Origin of the sequence: Novipirellula methanifontis (assembly GCF_052161655.1) — a bacterium.
In the GTDB taxonomy this organism is placed as follows: Bacteria; Planctomycetota; Planctomycetia; order Pirellulales; family Pirellulaceae; genus Novipirellula.
In genome coordinates this window covers 9,022,838-9,041,902 of sequence record NZ_CP197418.1, presented here as the reverse complement: position 1 = coordinate 9,041,902, position 19,065 = coordinate 9,022,838, and the positions used below count along the sequence as shown (strand labels likewise).

General features: G+C 54.2%; 15 protein-coding genes. 4 read left to right on the top strand and 11 right to left on the bottom strand.

Annotation, left to right across the window (positions count from 1 at the left end; translation table 11 throughout):
* The first annotated feature begins 105 nt into the window (after nucleotides 1-105).
* The 3 genes from SH528x_RS32180 (at nucleotide 106) to SH528x_RS32170 (ending at nucleotide 3,931) form a co-directional block, all read left to right on the top strand.
* Nucleotides 106-495, top strand: a complete 390-nt coding sequence (locus tag SH528x_RS32180) for an SHOCT domain-containing protein (RefSeq protein WP_442512222.1) — start codon at nucleotides 106-108, stop codon at nucleotides 493-495.
* A gap of 527 nt (nucleotides 496-1,022) precedes the next feature.
* Nucleotides 1,023-2,303, top strand: a complete 1,281-nt coding sequence (gene clpX / locus SH528x_RS32175; protein WP_442507509.1) for an ATP-dependent Clp protease ATP-binding subunit ClpX — start codon at nucleotides 1,023-1,025, stop codon at nucleotides 2,301-2,303.
* A gap of 362 nt (nucleotides 2,304-2,665) precedes the next feature.
* Nucleotides 2,666-3,931, top strand: coding sequence for a hypothetical protein (locus SH528x_RS32170; RefSeq protein WP_442507508.1), 1,266 nt, complete (start codon nucleotides 2,666-2,668; stop codon nucleotides 3,929-3,931).
* A gap of 623 nt (nucleotides 3,932-4,554) precedes the next feature.
* Here the strand turns inward: SH528x_RS32170 and SH528x_RS32165 are convergent.
* Nucleotides 4,555-6,045, bottom strand: a complete 1,491-nt coding sequence (locus SH528x_RS32165; RefSeq protein ID WP_442507507.1) for an SHD1 domain-containing protein — start codon at nucleotides 6,043-6,045, stop codon at nucleotides 4,555-4,557.
* Nucleotides 6,042-7,538, bottom strand: coding sequence for a DUF1570 domain-containing protein (locus SH528x_RS32160; protein ID WP_442507506.1), 1,497 nt, complete (start codon nucleotides 7,536-7,538; stop codon nucleotides 6,042-6,044). The genes SH528x_RS32165 and SH528x_RS32160 overlap by 4 nt, the downstream gene beginning before the upstream one ends.
* A gap of 263 nt (nucleotides 7,539-7,801) precedes the next feature.
* Here SH528x_RS32160 and SH528x_RS32155 point away from each other — a divergent pair, with 263 nt between their 5' ends.
* Nucleotides 7,802-9,151 (top strand): class II 3-deoxy-7-phosphoheptulonate synthase, encoded by a 1,350-nt coding sequence (locus SH528x_RS32155; RefSeq protein ID WP_442507505.1) that lies wholly within the window; start codon nucleotides 7,802-7,804, stop codon nucleotides 9,149-9,151.
* 158 nt (nucleotides 9,152-9,309) lie between these two features.
* On the opposite strand, the gene SH528x_RS32150 is transcribed toward SH528x_RS32155, so the two are convergent.
* The 9 genes from SH528x_RS32150 to SH528x_RS32110 all read right to left on the bottom strand — a co-directional run bounded on the left by SH528x_RS32150 (nucleotide 9,310) and on the right by SH528x_RS32110 (nucleotide 18,974).
* A complete protein-coding gene (locus SH528x_RS32150) occupies nucleotides 9,310-10,224 on the bottom strand; it encodes a hypothetical protein (protein WP_442507504.1) in 915 nt (304 codons plus the stop codon).
* Between the two features lie 122 nt (nucleotides 10,225-10,346).
* The gene (gene fabF / locus SH528x_RS32145) at nucleotides 10,347-11,594 is read right to left on the bottom strand and encodes a beta-ketoacyl-ACP synthase II (RefSeq protein WP_442507503.1); all 1,248 of its coding nucleotides are present in this window, start codon (nucleotides 11,592-11,594) and stop codon (nucleotides 10,347-10,349) included.
* Between the two features lie 186 nt (nucleotides 11,595-11,780).
* Nucleotides 11,781-12,026: an acyl carrier protein gene (locus SH528x_RS32140; protein ID WP_008708273.1), complete on the bottom strand. Its 246-nt coding sequence runs from the start codon at nucleotides 12,024-12,026 to the stop codon at nucleotides 11,781-11,783.
* A 337-nt stretch (nucleotides 12,027-12,363) separates the two neighbouring features.
* Nucleotides 12,364-13,122: a 3-oxoacyl-[acyl-carrier-protein] reductase gene (gene fabG / locus SH528x_RS32135; RefSeq protein WP_442507502.1), complete on the bottom strand. Its 759-nt coding sequence runs from the start codon at nucleotides 13,120-13,122 to the stop codon at nucleotides 12,364-12,366.
* Nucleotides 13,123-13,323: 201 nt separating this feature from the next.
* The gene (gene fabD, locus SH528x_RS32130; protein ID WP_442507501.1) at nucleotides 13,324-14,250 is read right to left on the bottom strand and encodes an ACP S-malonyltransferase; all 927 of its coding nucleotides are present in this window, start codon (nucleotides 14,248-14,250) and stop codon (nucleotides 13,324-13,326) included.
* A gap of 75 nt (nucleotides 14,251-14,325) precedes the next feature.
* Nucleotides 14,326-14,508: a 50S ribosomal protein L32 gene (gene rpmF, locus SH528x_RS32125; RefSeq protein WP_442507500.1), complete on the bottom strand. Its 183-nt coding sequence runs from the start codon at nucleotides 14,506-14,508 to the stop codon at nucleotides 14,326-14,328.
* A 459-nt stretch (nucleotides 14,509-14,967) separates the two neighbouring features.
* On the bottom strand, nucleotides 14,968-15,600 hold the full coding sequence (locus tag SH528x_RS32120) for a family 16 glycoside hydrolase (RefSeq protein ID WP_442507499.1): 633 nt from the start codon (nucleotides 15,598-15,600) through the stop codon (nucleotides 14,968-14,970).
* A 186-nt stretch (nucleotides 15,601-15,786) separates the two neighbouring features.
* Nucleotides 15,787-16,776, bottom strand: coding sequence for a methyltransferase domain-containing protein (locus SH528x_RS32115; protein ID WP_442507498.1), 990 nt, complete (start codon nucleotides 16,774-16,776; stop codon nucleotides 15,787-15,789).
* 164 nt (nucleotides 16,777-16,940) lie between these two features.
* A complete protein-coding gene (locus SH528x_RS32110) occupies nucleotides 16,941-18,974 on the bottom strand; it encodes a c-type cytochrome domain-containing protein (RefSeq protein WP_442507497.1) in 2,034 nt (677 codons plus the stop codon).
* Nucleotides 18,975-19,065 lie beyond the last annotated feature (91 nt).

The window sequence follows — 19,065 nt, the reverse complement described above, 5'->3', positions numbered from 1 at the left end:
TTCCTCGCCCGTGGAACAATGGCCGATTTTGTGTGAAACTAGAAAAACAGGGGGCTTCTTGCGAAAAATGCTGGACCATCCTTGGTGGACACTCCTATTATTCGGATGTCCCCAAGCCAAGCCACTGGCCACATCCCTCTGACTGAACTCGTCAAAACACTCAGTCACGAATTGCCAACGAGACAAAGGGCTAGGGAGCTACCGGTTATGCCTGATTTTTTTCTAAACACGACCGTACAAGCTGGGCTTTCCGTTCTGGTCTTATGCATCCTGATTGCCGCCGGATTTTATCTTGTGTCAAGCTATCGGGACTACAACGCCAACGACGGGGAGACAGTGTGCGAGACGCTAGCAAATCTGAAAGAAATGCATCTCCGGGGTGAGATTAGCGAGGAAGAATACCGAACTATAAAAGCGACAACCCAACGTCAACTAGCAGACCGAATGAAAAACGACCCTTCATCGCCTCCGGGTGGCGAAGGGACGAAGGCCTGAGTGATCTGAACAATCCGACCGAGACTCCTTTCCCGTTACAAAGTCAAGCAACCGAATCAGGTTGTCGATTTTGTAACAATCTCGAATCGGGGCGTTACCGCGGGGGCATTCGTGAAGCATCAACCACTTGTGGGTGAAGCTTGTCGAATTTGCTCGGTAGTTTAGTCTTGAATTTGGGACAATCTTTTCGAACGAATGACCCTTCCATATCCATGCGGGCGTTCAATCGGAAAACTATATATTTCGTTTAATTAGAATCAAACCACAATCGGCTCGAGTCTTTCGAGGAAACGGATGGCCTAAGGGTGTCTGTTTTTTTCGGCCACGTTGCTCTGCATAACGTTGAGTAACATTCTGGTCGGCGAAGACGGCACCAAAAGCATTCGAGCCCGTGGCCCTAACCGTTTGACGCGTTGTTGATCTCACGTGGGTGTGATCTACGGCGAGCGCAGAGCACAGGCTCATGAAACGCGCGTTAGTCGTTACTTCAGCCCACATTAGACCAACAACACAACCAGGAGCCGTGTATGACCTCGAAAGAAACCCCAACTTCGCGTCGTGGAAGTTCAACCAATAAAAAGAACGCTTTCTGTTCTTTTTGTCGCAAGAGCTACCGGGATGTGGGACCGCTCGTCGAAGGCCCAGGTGATGTATACATCTGTGGCGAGTGCATCGAGCTGTGCCAGTCGATTCTTGATCAAGAACAGCGTCGACGTGGGCCAAGCAAGTCACTGTTTAGCGACATTCCCGCACCCAAAGACATTGTCGAACACCTCGACCAATACGTGATTGGCCAAGGCTCTGCGAAACGCGTTCTCGCGGTCGCGGTGCACAATCACTACAAACGCCTCAATAGCGAGTGGGAAGGCAATTCGGACGTCGAGATCGAGAAGAGCAACATTCTGTTGGCCGGACCGACCGGTAGCGGAAAAACGTTGCTTGCTCGTTCGCTCGCCCGCATGTTGAATGTTCCCTTCGCCATCGGCGATGCTACCACGCTGACCGAAGCCGGTTACGTGGGTGAAGATGTTGAGAACCTATTGCTGAAGCTGTTGCACGCCGCCGATTTTGACGTTGAAGCTGCACAGCGTGGGATTCTGTACATCGATGAAGTGGACAAGATCGGTAAGACCAGTGCCAATGTCTCGATCACACGTGACGTTTCGGGCGAAGGGGTTCAGCAGAGCCTCTTGAAGATGCTCGAAGGAACCGTGGCGAACGTCCCACCGCAAGGCGGACGCAAGCATCCTGAGCAGCAGTACATCCAGTTGGACACAAGTAACATCTTGTTCATCGTGGGTGGAACGTTTGTCGGGATCGAAGACATCATCCGCAAACGCATGGGACATCGTACCCTTGGTTTCGGTGGTGGTGCAAATTATCGCAGTGAGATGACTGATTCGGACTTGCTCGCCAACGTGCAAACCGAAGACATCTTGCAGTTCGGTTTGATTCCCGAGTTGATCGGACGATTGCCGGTTGTCAGCTACTTGCAGCCGCTTGACGAAGAGGGGCTTGTGCGTGTGATGAAAGAGCCCAAGAACGCGTTGGTGAAACAGTATCAAGCTCTTTTCCAAATGGAAAATTGCGACCTGAAGTTCACCGACGGAGCACTTCACATGGTGGCTCAACGAGCTTTGGAGAAAGGTGTCGGAGCTCGCGGGCTACGAGGCATTCTCGAAGAGGTGATGTTGGACATCATGTACGACTTGCCAGGCCAAGAGGCAGGCAGCGTCTACACGATCGACGAGACCGTGGTCAGCGGATCACGCAAGTTGTTCCAGATGCCAACGACCAAAAGCGCATAAGCGCGCGGGCGGTCAATCGCAGAGTAAAGCGAAACATCACGATTCACAGCGAAGCGAACACGCCATTGCAGCCATCCAAGGTTGCAGTGGCGTTTCGTCGTTAATGGGCGTCAATATCGATCGGCTCTCTGAGCCGACAGGGTCGATTTAGGTCGCCGCCACGGATTCGGGGTTCACGCCGCGGAAGCGGCAGCAGCAACCGATGTCAATAATTGGCCGGGAGGGCACGGATTGGCTCTCGCCAAAATATCGAATTTTGATGAGTTATATTCGAATTGAATTTCTAGTTGTTGGAAGTGCGCTAGCGCCCTTATTGTGTTTAAAATCGGCCCAGTGTTACATAGCTAAGTAACGGGAACTAGATGTTTCGAAAATATATGGGAGCAGCGATGAATTGTCACAGCCCGTCATCCACAGTCGATGCGCAAAACACGAGCAAGATATCAGACGATGCGGCAAAGCAGCAATTTATTGAAGTCAAGAGGATCTTCGCGATCATCTTAGCACTTAGCGTCGCGCTGTTTATACCAGCTTTCACAACAAACTATTTTCAGAAAGCTTTGAATGCTGTCGAGGAGATCGAAACTTTGCAGCAGTATGAAGTGGCTATAAATTCGAGACGACATCTCCTGGATCAATTAAAGCAGATTCTCTACAAGCGGTTAATCGTGCAATCGCTTGCTAGAAATAAGGACCACGATGCGCAAGAGATATTAAATTCGTTCACAAAAGACACAAAGTTATTCGTGCCCAGCCCCAATATCGATACTTGGGCTTTGGCTTGGTCCGATTCAGGTAGGCGAATAACGTTAAACGCCGCGTTGGATCTTGTGGATGGGAACAATGTCAATACTGTCATCTCGTATCCGTCTTTTGAAGAAAGCAAGTTTGAGTGGCTCAGTGCCGACGATTGGCAGTTAGAGGAAGTCCAAGTCAATTCTTACACATTGGAGCCCATGAAACTTCGTCTGCTCTGGAGGCATGACAACGAGTCAAAGGTTACCCAGATTGAGACTGCCGATTTAGCAACGGTCGTTGTTCCTTTACGATTGCTCAAGCTGCAGGGTATGCAAAAGACGGAGGTCCTAACTGAAATGCCGCGAATGGAGGCAAGTCAAAATACTTCAATGGGCCAGGGAACGCAGATATTTCCATATTTGGTAAAGTTAAAAGGTTCACCGCTCTGGTCGAAGATTGAAAATCTAAACTTAGAGAACGCGAAAACTTACATGCAACGTCTCGGCAGCGGGGAAGACTCGTTCTCCGTGGGTAGTGTCAAAATCGACATTCGCTCAATCATTCGTTGCACGCCAATCATCGGCATGGCATTGTTTTTTATTCTCATGGAAAGGCTGTCTTTCGTTTCTCAACTTGCAAAGAACAAACGCGATTCCGCAATCGCGAGTGGATGGATATCTTCAATCAGTATAGCTCCTCTTCGTTCTGTCGGCTCCCTGGTCATCGTGTCGCCAATGTTGCTTCACTGCCAATTGCTATGGCGTTATTGGTCGATCCTAGGAGAAGTTTCGCGTTTTGAGATCGTCCTTTTGGCTACACTTTTTGGTGCCTTGACGTGGTCTTGCTTGCGATTACATGCGCAAACTATTTCTGAGCTTAACGCTAGCTGAGAAAAGGTGTCGGACCCGACGGGCACGGGATGTAAGGGCAGAATCAGTACATGTTGTTATCAAAGTATCTGCCCCAAAGGTGAATGCGGAGTCCTAGCGATTCCGTTTTTTAAAGCCAACTTCAGCGAGCTTCCTCGCTTGTCATCGACCTGTTGTTGCCACATAAAAAGACGGCAGACATCTCCGACAATCTGAAGTACGAGTATCGCGACTAAATTTACACTCACATGATCACAGTCTGGTTGTTTCACTCTCAGGTGCTCTCAGCAGATCACGGCTTCCAGCAGGTCATTGTTAGATTCAACTCCTGGTGTGTCGCCAAAGGCTGTGCCGAGTCAGCGCGGAGAGAATTTCTTGCTGCCAAGCACGAAGTATACTTCCCGATCAACTCTTTAAACGATTGCTGAAGTGGACTTATCAGCGGTGCGATGGCAGAATCGGCGCAGGCTCAAGGCTCATGGGCCATCTCCCGGTTGTTTCAAACAGCGTGAAAACAAACGCCGACCTATTGTGCAGGAGCTCATGACGGTACCGCGTCGAGTAGCCAAAGCGATGAGAGATCTATTGAGGGAAATGGCGTAATTCGCCATTCGGGGAGGACACCGTTTGGCGGATTTGGCTGGCTACTCGGCGGGTTTGCCGAAGGTGGTGGCGAAGTCGATGTCGGACTCGCTAAGTCGATTCAGCGGGATCGTGATCGTTTGGCCGTTGTCCTTGCGCTGCAGCGTGACTCGGTCATCGTTGTGACTCACCAGCACGGCCTCGACTTTGAAACTGCCGCTGGCGTCGCTCCAGGTTCTTGGAATCAGGGTTGCCAGATGACGCAGGGTCTCCCAACGGGTAGAGAGACTCTTTAGCGGCGAGGCGACTTCGCGAGCCTGCTTAGCCTCTTCGGCATCATCTGATTTTTCTTTTTCAGCAAAGCGAACGAGGACTTTGCTGAGCGTTTGCTGAAGCAGGGAATCATACGGCGGCGGAGCGGACACGCCTGCTTGCTGTTTCATGTCCGCATCGAGTTCGGGTTTTCGGCCGACCAATTGCCGCTGCATCGCTATTTGCTGCTGCGATTCAAGTCGTGGTAACGCACTGGGGGACAAGGCTTCGTCGGTGGGCAGGAATCCGTTGTCGAAAAACTCTTGCCGCCATTCGTCGAGGTAGTGGTAGCCGACGCGGACGGAGAACGGACCGGGGGCACTAAAGTAGGGAGCCCCTTCGAATTTGAAATCGCTGTTGCCGCGATAGGGCATCGCCAACTCGGTCGAAAATTCACCAAAACCGCTTCCCGAAAGCAGGATTTTGATACCTGCGGTGGTTCCTCCGGCTTGCTCGAACTCGCGATCAAATGCGACAAGTCCCTCGCCGCTGGCTTTTCGCGGGGAAATGACCGACAACACTGACGCCTCGGTTGTTCGTACGTCGTCATTGCCAAAGTTTGCTTTGAACTCAAACGTGTCTTTGTAACCAAACGAGGGTGCGGTGCTGCCTGCCGGTGGAAGTCGCATCAGCGGTACCTTGGCGATCTGTCCCAGTAGCAGCGGCATATTTCCAGGGCCCGCGAGTTGGGTGACTTCGCCATCGGTGGAGACAGCCACTTGGCCTTCGCAAAACTGAAACAATCCTGAATAGTGATCGACTTTGGTTAAGAAATCTTGTTCGGTTTGACGCGCACGTATCCGTATACGCTTGTGCATTTCTACGGCGTGAGGAGGCAAACTGCCCAGCATCGCTAGATCTTCCTCCAGAGGTCGAGCCAGTATCTTCTGTCGATGCTGGATCGATTGTTGGAGTGATGATTCACTCCAAGGTTTGGATCCGTAGAAGGGGACGGTGTGGTAAGTTGCTGTCCATCCCGCAGCATCCGATCGAGTGACGTCGTACCGCAGGCGGCAGCGTTGGTTCAAAACGGACTTGGGACCGCGACTGCCGGACACATCGACCACGCGAACTTCGATCCCGTACTGATAGCTTTCGCCTACCGCCGGCCGGTATGCCACGTCTTGCGCGGCGGCACTGCGAGCGTCCGCGTCGCATAATCCGGCAACCCACACGAGCATGCACGTTGCGATTCCAATCAGCCGAGGGCGATTGGTTGTAGCGGATAATGTCTCGCTCATCGGATTTCCTCGGCTAGTCGTTCCATATCCGTTCGCAGGGACCGCATATATCGCCGCCATTCCAGTTCCAGTGTCGTGCGATCGCCAAAGCACTCGTCAAACGTGGCGACCAACTTCTCCGCTTTTGCTTTGTGGGTCTCGGCGTCCGTGACTTCGATGTCGATTTTCTGGATTTCGCGATAGAATTTGATCAGTTGGTCAAATCGCTCGTGGAACAAGAAATGAGTCAGTGCCCAAGCTTGACCGTAGGCGGGCAATTGGTTGCCGAGCATGCCTTCGATCGCAAAGCCTAGATCGGAGACGATAAACTCAATGCCGCCGCAGACGGGATCGCCTTCGAGGACACGGTAGTAGGCAATGCGGTCTCGGTCGACGACACCGACGCCACTCCAGCGAGCCATCTTGGCGGACTCGAAGAACGAGGCCAGCCCTTCGTGGACCCAACGAACGAACACGCCATCGCTGGGAAACAAATCGGTATTGCCTGCCAATTGATGGACCGCTTCGTGCGATACCGTGCCGACATCTTCGCTTTCGCGTTCGATGTCAATCAGCAGTTCGACGGTGTTGGCAAACCGGATCAGTTCCCCACCGCCCTGCACACGATTGCGACGGACATCTTGTTTCATCTCGTCAAACATATCGTTGAGCTTTTGCAACTGTTGAAACATCGGGGTGGTGCCGGAGTCGTAAAAGATCGAAATGTTTTCTTTGGGAAGGTAGAATCCCGCGACTTGTCGAAGCCCCATTCCGATCCGTTTTTCCATCTGCATGAAATCGGCGTGTTGGCTAAACAGCACGACGGCCAAAGGATCGGTCGGCGGTCGCAGGAACAATCCCTCGAAAGCAAACGTCAGGAAATAGGATTCGTAGACCTTTTCCAGTAATTCCAAACGCATCTCAGGACGCGTCTTGCGAGTGCGAGCGTCCTTTTCGTTGTCGCCATCATGCAGCAAAAAGAAGTGCTTGCTGCGGGACAGTTCCATCGACTTGCCGCCGACCAATTCACGAGCGTCGGCTTCGATCGTTTTGTTTTCGGCGACGGGGCGATTTAGATAATACATCATCCCCGCGAGTTTTCGGATTTTCGCGTGACTGGAGTCCAATTTCCAGGCCGCACTGAGCAGCGATTTGCACTCGTCAAGCAATCCGTTGTGCAGTGCCCATTTCGCGGCTTCAAGCGTCGTATCGACGTCTTTACTTTGAGTGGCTTCACGCAACTTTTTGGCAAAAACGGCCTCCGTTGTGGGCAGTTTCAGGACCTGGATGTCTTTGGCGTTAAAATACAACGATCCACGCGGATGCCGGTGCGTGGCGGTTCCGCCGGGGTTGTACGTCACACTGCCTTCGAGCATGATCGACAGGTCGCTGCCCGGAAGTGTGTAGAGTGTGTAATCAGCTCGGCAAGGAGTGGGCGAAAGGAAGATGACTGCAACGCAAAAGGTCGCTGGCAGGACGGTTGTTCTTGAAAGGGCGGGAACGCGAGTTTTCATGCTTAAAGATCTCAAAAAGAGCATTGGTTCGCATCCGAGTATGCGGGCCTGATAATGCCATGTCAAGCAAACGGGGGGTGGCGGATTGGTGTTTATCACAAGATCAGTTCATCGCAGCGGTTGGTTATCAACTGTGATGGGGTTGCTCGCGACAAGCGGATAAATGAGGACGAGATTTTGGGTATGGGAATTAGGAGAGCGGAGCTGTTTCCAAACAAATCCATAGACTGTGGGCGATTTTTGTGAATAAAGGCGAATTCGAAATGAGCGATTGGCAGCCCTCAAGCTGGAGATCGAAGACGGCGCTGCAGCAGCCGATTTACGCGGATTCCGACTCGTTGCATGACGTGTTGCAGCGGCTCGGCGAACGACCGCCATTGGTCACTCGTTGGGAAGTCGAGCGGTTGAAGACGCAGCTCGCCCTGGCTGCCGAAGGGGCCGCATTTTTATTACAAGGTGGCGACTGTAGCGAAAGCTTTGCGGCATGCCGTGCCGATCCGATCGAAAAGAAGCTCAAAGTGCTGCTGCAGATGAGCTTGGTGTTGGTGTATGGACTCAAGAAACCGATCATTCGCGTGGGCCGGATCGCGGGCCAATATGCCAAGCCGCGGTCGAGTGATACCGAAACTCGCGACGGAGTGACGTTGCCGTCGTATCGCGGCGACTGTGTCAATCGCAGTCCGTTCACACCCGAGGATCGTCTGACGCGGCCACAAAACCTGCTCGCCGCCTACGAATATTCCGCGCAAACGTTGAACTATCTGCGCGCCTTGACCGAGGGTGGGTTTGCGGATTTGAAGCATCCCGAGAACTGGGAACTCGACTTTGTCAGTTTATCACCGCAGTCGGACGACTATCACCAAACGGTGCGTGGTATCAGCGACTCGTTGAACTTTTTGGATGTGTTGGGCGGGGTTACGCGTGCCGAGTTATCGCGGGTCGATTTTTACACTTCTCATGAAGCGTTGCTGTTGGCGTACGAAGAATCGCTGACGCGGCAATCAGCTGCGGATGAGGGCTGGTACAACCTGGGGACTCACTTTCCTTGGATCGGAGATCGAACACGGGCGATTGACGGTGCCCATGTCGAGTACTTTCGTGGCATTAAAAATCCGATCGCGGTGAAGGTAGGCCCGAGTACGACGACCGACGGATTGATTGAGTTGTTGGATCGGCTGAATCCTGGCCGCGAGGCTGGCCGGATGACGTTAATCTGTCGTTTTGGTGCCGAGCAGATCGCCGCCTCGTTGCCACCACTGATCGCTGCGGTGGAGGCATCGAATCATCCGGTGCTATGGTCGATCGATCCGATGCACGGGAACACGATCACCACAGAGAATGGAATCAAGACTCGTCACTTTGATCAAATTTTGAGCGAGGTTCGTGACTCGTTCGCCATCCATGCTCAGCACGGCACGGTCGTGGGCGGCATTCATCTCGAATTGACAGGGAACAATGTCACCGAGTGTATCGGCGGCGCCGCAGGGCTGAGTTCCAGCGATCTGTCGACGGCGTATGAAAGTAACGTTGACCCACGACTCAACTACGAACAAGCGATGGAGATTGCGTTCCTAATCGCCGGGCAAGCGAGAGATTCAAACACCGATCGGTAAGCAACGAACAGAAAATAGGTGTCCAGTCTCGAGTAGGGCCGGTTCCGACCGGCCGTCCTTAACGGCTCGATGGAGTCGGCCGGTAGGAACCGGCCCTACGCCCCTACCAACGCTGCAATCGACGACCGAGGATTCCCGCTCGATCTTACGGCGTGCAATCATTCATCGACTTTGGGGATGTTTAGTTTGTCTTTGTTTTTTTCGTAGAACCGCGTGATATCCATTCCACCACGCTGCTCTTCTTCGAACATTTTGACACGAGTTTCAAGGCGTTCGATCCGGCGGGCTAATTGCGGAATGATCTCGTGGTCTCGCTTGATAATTTTGTGACGCGGCACGGCGGGATAGCCCAGATGTCGCTGCATCGCAGCAAACAAGTACAGCGGTTCTTTGCGGCGGTTTCCAAACGCGATTCGGCCTTCTTTCTCGCCAAATAGGAATGGACCTTTGCCATCGAGTGATTGTTCGGCCTCGATTAATCGATGGCGATAGTCCTCGCTGGCGAAGAACAGTAAGTCGGCGAAATCAATCAGTCCCACTTGAGCCCGGATTATCAATATCCATTTGGACCACGTGGCGTCGTAGATTGGATCCTGGCTGATCGCCGTTAAACCTTTGTCGTAATTGAGTCGGTTGCGACAGAGGGCTTCGAATTGGAACAGAAACAGTCCCGCTGGCGTCGCATTGGTAGCGCGATACTTGGCATCGGCTTCCAGGATATGCAGTGCGGTTTCGGTGGCAAAGCGGCCGGTTTCTTGTTCGGCTTCGTCGATCAGGTACGTCTGGAATGTGTTGAAATAGTGGCTCATCCGCCGCATCGCCGGGGCCATTAATCCCGAATGCTTCAGTTCGGTCAGCAGGTACTCGACCGCGATTGGCAAATTGGTGGTCGTAAGCAACTCGAAGCGAGCTTGCTCTAAAAGTTCTTGCATCGGCATTTGTTCGCCGATGCGTTCTTTTAGCAGTTGAAAGAGATAGCCCTGTTCGACGTATTCCGCGCGGTCTAGTGGCTTGGGGCGAACAGGATCCGCTTTTACAGAGGGCTGATTTTTAGGATCGGGCGCAGTGGTCATCGTGATGTCCTACAGACGCCGTGTCATTGGCGGCAGAGTTATTAAGTCGCAGACACAACCCTTTTCGCCGTGGACCCACCCATTGAAACAACGCACTGGTCGCATCAAGGACAGTGTCGCTGTTACAGCTTGCGAACCACGACGCAGGCATTATGTCCACCGAAACCAAAACTGTTGCTCATCGCAACATTGACTTCTCGTTGCTTGGCTTCGTTGGGGGTGTAGTCTAAGTCGCAGGCAGGATCGGGAGTTTCTAAGTTGATCGTGGGAGCGATCGTGGAGGTTTCGAGCGTCTTGCACAGGATGACCGCTTCGATACCACCACTGGCACCGAGAGAGTGCCCAAGCGAGCTCTTGGTGCTGCTGATCGAGGTCTTGTAGGCGTGTTCGCCAAAGACAGTTTTGATCGCTTGCGTTTCCGCCTTGTCGCCTAGCGGAGTGCTGGTTCCATGAGCGTTGATGTAGTCGATCTCCGATGGCTGGATTCCCGCGTCGTCGATCGCAGCCTGCATCGCGGCAGCGGCACCCAATCCGGCTGGGTCCGGCGCGGTGATGTGTCCCGCGTCGCTGGTGGTTCCGTAGCCAATGATCTCGGCATAGATCTTTGCACCGCGAGCTTTGGCGTGCTCGAGTTCTTCAAAGATTAGCACCCCAGCGCCCTCGCCCAACACGAAGCCATCGCGGTCTGCGTCGAACGGGCGACTGGCTGCTGCGGGGTTGTCGTTGCGAGTCGAGAGCGCCTTCATGTTCTGGAAGGCGGCTAAGCCCATCCGCGTGATCGCGGCTTCGGTACCGCCCGTGATCACCAAGTCAGTTTCGCCGAGCCGGATGCTTCGCATCGCTTCGCCCATCGCGTTGGTGGCACTAGCACAAGCCGTTGCGACGGCAAAGTTGGGGCCTTTTAACCCGTGAGTGATCGAGATGTTACCGCCGGCAGCGTTAACCATCATTTTGGGAACGGTAAACGGGCTGACGCGATCAGGGCCCTTGGTGATCATTTTCTCGATCTGGACTTCGATCTCGCCAAGTCCGCCGATCCCTGAGCCGAGAATGACGCCGCACATGTGTCGATCCAACGCGGTAAAATCAATCGCAGCGTCTGCGATCGCCTGTTCGGCGGCGTGGACCGCGAACTGGGTGAACCGATCGAGTCGTTTCGCTTCGCGATGGTCGACCACTCCGGTAATATCGAAATCGGGAATGTCACCACCAAAGTGAACTTTATACCGAGTGGTATCCAGCGTGGTCAGGTCGTGGATACCCGACTCTCCCGCAGTCAACCGCTGCCAAAATTGCGGGACGTCAACTGCGAGTGGTGAGACCACACCCAAACCAGTAATGACAACGCGACGTTCCGACCGGGCTTGCATCAAGAAGGCCTTCAAAAGGTTAAAGAAGAATCAACTGAGTGTACAAAATAAATGCCGCCTTGACATGTTCGCGTGAGCCGAAAAGGGGCCACGTCAACATCTCTCGGGCGGCAAGAGCGTCAACAATCGAATTGTTGGTTAACGTTGCTGGAACGGAACGAAGCCGTCCATCAATCAATAACGGCCTTAGGCGTCGTCACCTTTGGCGTTCTCAATGAAATCGACTGCCTCGCCGACCTTTTGGATCTTTTCAGCAGCTTCGTCGGGAATACTGATGTCGAACTCTTCTTCGAGTTCCATCACAAGTTCCACGGTATCCAGTGAATCAGCACCGAGATCGTTCACGAAGGAAGTTTCTCGAGTAATCTTGTCTTTGTCGACGCCAAGTTGTTCAGCAACAATATCGACAACGCGTTCTTCGACGCTAGCCATGGGCTATCTCCGGGGGAAATGTCAGCAAGTTTGTTAGGGGGATACGAGGTTCGGGGAAAGTAGAGTAACTCAACTCCCCCAAAACCGGTCTTAACGAAGGCTCAATCATCATTGGCAACTCCGTCTTAGTTGGCCCAGCCTTCATTCAAGGGTTAGAGCCCGGCAGCGACCAGTGCTTTCGCCGAAAAGATAGGTCAAAAAGCTAAATCACGTCAATACACCGATAGGCCGTATGCGGCGGAAGTATCGTGATTTTCGCTAAGGCACGCAATCTGGCCAAAGATTGAGGGCCGGTTTACTCTTTTTTCGTTGACAAGCTGAGGTCATCGTTGGCTGGTTAGCCAATCATGCCACCGTCAACGACGATGGTTTGGCCCGAGATGTAACCTGCATCGGCCGAAGCCAGGAACAAAACCGCGGCAGCAACTTCTTCGGGTTTGCCTACACGCTTTGCAGGAATGCGTTTCTTAACTTCCTCGAGCACGACATCGCCAAGTTCGGCCGTCATCTCGCTGGCAATGAATCCCGGTGCGATTGCGTTGACCGTGACACCGCGATTGACCAATTCTTTGCTGAGCGTGCGAGTCACTGCGATCATGCCCGCCTTGCTGGCCGAATAGTTGGCTTGGCCGGGGTTGCCGATCAGGCCCGAGATGCTGGCCATGTTGATGATGCGGCCATACTTCTTCTTCCGCATTAATCCCGCAGCGGCACGACAGCAGACGAAGCAGCTGGTCAAGTTGGTGGCGATCACGTCGTCCCATTCTTCGTCCGACATGCCCCGCATCAGTTTGTCGCGGGTGATCCCAGCGTTGTTGACCAAAATATCGAGTCGACCGTGCTTTTTAGCGGTGTCTTCGATCGCGGCTGCGGCTGCGGCACGATCGGTGACGTCGACCGACAGTGCTTCGGCGGTACCGCCCGCAGCCTCGATCTCGCTAACGGTGGATGCCAGCTTGTCGGCATTTCGTGCCAAGCAGACCACGTGAGCTCCATTTTGAGCCAATGCGACTGCGACGGCCTTTCCGAGCCCCTGGGATGCTCCGGTGACGATCGCCACTTGGCCCTTCAGGTCCACTGCGATGGATAATTGCATGGTGCGTTTGTCTTTCTAGATCAAAGGAATGTGAGCATTGTGGCTCAGGCTGCCCGTGGGATAGGCTTCTAGCCTGTCAGTTTTCCCGTGGGATAGGCTCCCAGCCTGTCGTCGGTATTTCGTATGCCGGACTTAAGAAGCTCTCTGGCTCACTCAATTTCCGCACTGCATTCAGGCAAATCGGGCTCAGGTGTCGCGGGCTCAGCCGTCACCGAAACCTTCGGTTGGCAATTTGCGATGGATTCGCTTGAGCGTTCCCTGCAGTACTCGGCCGGTTCCTGCTTCCAAGAATCCCTCGATGCCATCGTCCATCATTTTGCGGATCGAGGCTTCCCAGAGAACGGGATTGACGACTTGGCGACTGAGCAGATTTTTGATTTCGGCTGCCGATTGGTGCGGTGCAGCATCGACGTTGCTGTAAACCGGAATCCGTGTGTCTTGGATTTCGATTGATTCGAGCGCTTCGCCCAGTTTCGCGACTGCGGACTGCATCAGTGCAGTGTGAAAGGCGCCGGCAACGCTGAGCCGAACGGTTTTCATCGCACCGGCTTCTTGAGCGACGGGCTCGACACGATCGATTGCCGAGATATGGCCTGAGATTGCGATATTGCCGGGGCACAGCAAGTTCGCTGGCTGCAGCACTTCGTCGCCTTGGCGGCATTCATCGCAAACCGCTTGCACCTTTTCCAGGTCCAACCCGAGGATGCTGGCCATTCCGCTCTGCACCGCGTCGGAGGCAGTTTGCATCGCTTCGCCACGTCGTTGGACGAGCCGGACGGCGTCTTTGAATTGGATGCCGCCTGCGAAACAGACAGCGGTGTATTCACCGAGGCTCAATCCTGCAGCGGCTTTGATCTTGTTGACCAGCTCGGGGCGTTCGCTCAATAGGACTTCCGCCGCAGCCATGCCGACGACAAATAACGCCGGTTGGCAGAACTCGGTTGCGTTCAGCTTATCTTCGGGGCCTTCTTGCGAAAGCGCAATCAGATCGTAGCCGAGTACTTCCGAAGCGGTGTCGTAGAGCGCGCGGGCTTGAGGGTAGTTTTCACACAGCCAACGTCCCATGCCGATGTTTTGAGCACCTTGGCCTGGGAATAAAATGCCCACAGAGTCAACGTCGAGCGCCACAGCAGCCCCTTTTCAAAGATGCAGCAGCCTTGGGGTGCAAGGTCTGTGCGTCAGGAAAAACTTAATCGTCGAACTTTATTCGTCGGGTGATTCAACGACAGTGCGGCCTTGGTAATACCCACATTTAGGGCAGATCACGTGCGTTGGCACCGCCGAGCTGCATTGTGGGCAATAGGCGACTTGACGCTTCTTGACGCGATCATGTGAACGACGTTTGCCGGTACGGCTATTGGAATGTTTTCTTTTGGGGACAGCCATCGCTGGGGGTCCATAAGTGGCAGGTTTTAGATGGAATCGAGCGGCGTATCGTATGAGCTTATGTGCGTGATCGTCAACGTGGCACTGGGACTTTCTTCTAAATTTGAGTTAAATGCTGGCTTTTTTTGCCGGAAACCTCGTTAACCACACCCTGCAAGGTACGTTTTTTGCCCTTTTGTCCGTCTCCAGCGTCGCTAGCAAACCGTAGACACCACTTCCCCCCGACAAAAAAACGTGGGGCAAAAAAAGAATACGGGAACAGCAGACGCAGCTGTTTTTTTGCCCTCCATCTTTTTGTCGCTCCCCCCCAACGCTGTGGAGCATTTGTTTTCCGTGAATTGCGGCGTTTCAACGTAGCGGAAGTCGTCAAGACTGTCCGGGATGCCCAAAACTCTTGACGAGTTCCACTACAAAATGCTTCTCAGCGTGCCATTTTCCTCTGATTTACGCCACGGACGATCAGTCTTGCGACCAAACATGAATGTCGTCGATCGCTAGAGAGTCACCTCGCATCACGAATCGATAATTTGGCTTGTCGGTGTCGAGCTTGTTGTTGGTCACGTCAATGCTGGTCCCATTGTCCGCTTGAACGACGACACGATCGCCCTTCATTTCCACTTGCATCGTGTACCACTTACCCGTCTCGAATTTTGCTTTGGCAGTCCCCAGTGCGACAGCCTTGGATTGGGGATCAAGCTTGTCCTTGTCCAAATTCAGCGACATCCCCTTGGGAGTCACGCTAATACGAAACAGGTGCCCCTTGGCATGGTTCAAGCTGAAATGGAATCCCTTGGTCTGGCCGTCGAACTTGAACGAGAAACGAATCACACTGTCGCGGTTCTTGACTTGGTAATTCATCACCGCGGCGTGCTTGTCCGCAGCCAGTTCCTTGCCCATCAAGACGCCTCCGACAACCGACCATTCACCTTTGGCTGGCCTCATGACTTTCGACAGTGGCTCGTCGAATGTCAAAGTCGCGGTTGGCGACTTGAGCGGTGCGATCTTGGGCGAGATTTGAGCGTTCTTCTCAGCCCAGACGGTGGAGCTCAAAACTAACGCCAACGAGCAACCTAAACAGGCGGAACGGTGCATCGCAGTTTCCTTTATCAGGGTAGGTAAGGCAGGCTCCTGCAACGCGGAGAAGTTCGGCGACGAGGAACCGAGGTGAGACGCGGAGCCGATGGCGGTTCCACTGCGAGATTGTAACCCAGATCTCACAAGACCGTATTCGTTTAGTCATTGTTTGCAGGGCCGTCTCGACTATGGCAGTGCTTTTGCCTATTCCGGCTTGGACGCCATCATCATCCCCAGTCCCATACGGCTGGCGGGGATAAAGGTGAACTTAATTTGTTCCAGTCCCTCGCTGACCAGCAGCGATTCCGCCTCTTTCAGCGTTTTGATCGCCCCGCCCTGAGTTTCCATTTCGAGTTTGAGTGCTTCGGTGGCTTCGGTCAGATTTGGCTTGGTGGGGCCGCGAAACAGGTCGATCACGATCACACGGCCCCCCGGTCGAATCGCGGAAATCGCTCGTTTTAGCAGCGCTGTTTGCTCGGCGGGTTGTTGGGCAAACAGACGTTGGGCGATCAAGGCGATATCGAAATCGCTCGGCAAGTGGTTCTCGTCAGCCAGTTCGGCCGAGGCAGGGTCGGCTTGGATCGCGGTGAACCGCGCCGTCAACCCGATCGATTCCGCCATCGTGGTCGCCGCCGCGATCGGGCCGGGAAAATCGACCGCGGTGATCGTCGCCTTGGCGTCTCGGTGGGCCATCGCACAGCTCCATACGGCCGAGCCACAGCCGAGATCGAGAATTTTGGGGCCCACGACCTCACCTTCGCCACCAATGTTCAGCATTTCGGCAGCCTCCATCGCGGCCGGGGTATGAGCCCACTGGGTGGCCGCGACATGGTCAAAGTATTCCGTGGGTGACACCTTCGCTCGGTCGCCTTTGCCAAGCACGCGGGCGGTTAGCTTTTGCCAACGTTGGTCACCGAGGTCTTTGTCGTACTGGCACAACAGCTGAGCCGCTTGTGACAGTGCGTAATCCTCGTCGTACTTTTCAAATATGCCAATCGCGGTCATTGCGTCGAGCAGCAGTTGGGTCGGTTCGGCAGACAGCGAGAGCGTGCTGCAGAGTTGTTCGGCGGTGTGCTGACCTTGCCGCAATTGGTCCATCAACCCTGTTTCTCGGGCCGAGCGAAGCAGATGAGAAACCGCATTGATCTGCATCAGTTCGTGATATTGATTCAGTGTCTGGTCGCGAGAAGTCATCGTTGGCGTGTCGCAATTAGGTGAGCGTATCGAGCCAGCGAAACGGTTTGGCCAGCGAAACAGTAATTCTGAATCGAAACGCGTTTCTTTCCAAGCGGAGGCAGTCGAAGTTTACCGCGTGCATGGGCCTATCGCCCGTCACCTACGCCCTACCCTGCTCTGCCCTACCCTTTGACCCATTTCAGCCACTGCGTGATGTAAGCGGCGGGAGTGGCACGGAACGCGGTCTGAAACGCTTGATCAAATGGCAAGCCATCGCTGAGGTTACGCATCAGGGCATCAAAACTCTTGCGGCGTCCGCGATCCATCATCGACGCCGCGATGGCCATGCTGATTCGGTCGGTTTGTTCGGGTTTCAGTTTTTCATCGAGGAATTGTTTGGCATCTTTCATCGCGACGACCGCGGCAGAAATCTCGGCGTCTTCGCGACGTTTGGCATCGCGGTCGACCTTCGTTCCCGACTTCGAAAACACGGTCGCCCCCACGCCTTCGGCGAACCAACGCGGGACATCCATCCCGCGAGTGGCCACGGCAAGGCTGACGAGCGGCGAAATCAAACGAGTCGCGATCTCGTCATCCCCGTCGCTGTCGGTTGCGACCACGGCGAGGTAGGCGTTGATCCCGTCGAACTTCCAGTGGGCATTCCAATTCGAAGGGACATCTCGAGCTTCGATCATCTTTGCGAATTCGCTGTAATCGTACCGCCGAGGCAAGACAAAGATCGTCGCTTTGCCATGGAAAAACTCTTCGCCATCGGCTGCATTGACGACTGTTTTGGCCCATTTAAGTTCTTCTTCGGCCTTGGACGCAACCAATTCCATCGTTGGTTTGGATGCGGTCCCAGTCACAAAGAAATGATCGGTCGACACAGAATGCATCTCACCGCTGCTGGCGTTGACCAGTTTCAGGTCGTCTTCGGCATCGGCTTTTCGTTTCGCACTGATTTCGCTCGCCGATGCTTTTTTCATCCAAGCCAACTTGCTCATCACTTCGAGCGGTTGGTCCTTGTTGGCCCCATCGAGCGTCGCTCCTTCGTTGATCCAAGTGGAGATCAATTGGATCGAGTCCTCGGAAAACGCCGGACGACCACCGGCGGGCATACGGTCGCCGACCATGCCACGCAACTTTTTGACAAGCAAGCTATCGGCCGCGTTGCCCGGCGAAATGATCGGACCACTATCGCCGCCTCGCATCATTCTCGCGAAGGTGTCTAGCTGCAGCCCGCCGCGCGTTTGCATCGCATCGATGTGGCATCCCTTGCACGCGTCGACCAACAGCGGAGCGATGTCGCCCGCAAAGCTAACCGTTTCTTTCCCTGTTGCCTGTTTGATTTCTGGCATCGCGGTTTGCGTCGGCTCGTCAACGGGAGCGACTCCGCTGCCAGCGGAAAGTGTAGCCGTGGGATCGGTGCCATCAAATTTGGCTCCGCCGTTGATCCAAGTCTTCAACGCCAATAACTCTTGAGCCGAGACGCTGCCGTTGGGCGGCATCGCGCCCGATTCGATCACTTCGACCAAGACGCTGTTGGGCACATCACCGGGGAACACGACGACTCCTGCCTTTGAGCCTTTCATCAGAGCTTCGTAGTTCGCCATGTTGAAACCGCCTTTGGATCCCGAAACATGACAGCGTCCACAGCGTCCTACCAAAATCGGAGCCACGTGCTGGGTGAAGCTGACGCCGGCGGCAAAGTCCACTTTCGGAGGCGTTGCGTTCGGGGGCGGCGTTGGTTCATCCGGATTTTCGGACGCAGCCATCTCGGGCTCTGCCGCCGTGCTGTCGGACCCTGTCTTGGCCGATGGGCGAGCCGGGCGACGAAACGGCGGCAATGCCACACCCTCGAGTTCTAGCATCGCGTGCGCCGTCGAGATCCGCTTCATGGCTGGTTCAAATGCGTCGAGCAAATCGGGCGAACCGACTTTCATTGCAATGTCGATTTGGTCCATCGCACGCGAGATCGCCTCGGCAGCGGCTGAGAAATTGCCCGCTTTGTATTCGATTCCCGCCGTGCGAATCGTCTGGTTCACGGTGTCCACCGCTCGCTTTTCGCGAGTGCTCAGTTCGACCGCGTCCGCAGGAACCCTCAAAACGAGAGTCGACAGCACCAAAATAGTTAAAACCAGAAAACGCATCGGCATCGAACCAGGGCGAGAGGAGCAAGCGGGCAACACGGTCAGGGAATGAACGCGTTTGACCATTATAAAGTACCCGCTGAGTGATTTCGTCCTCGAAATCACGCTGCAGCTGTGAATTGGTCCTCTGTGCGTCGCGGCTAATCGGAACGACCGT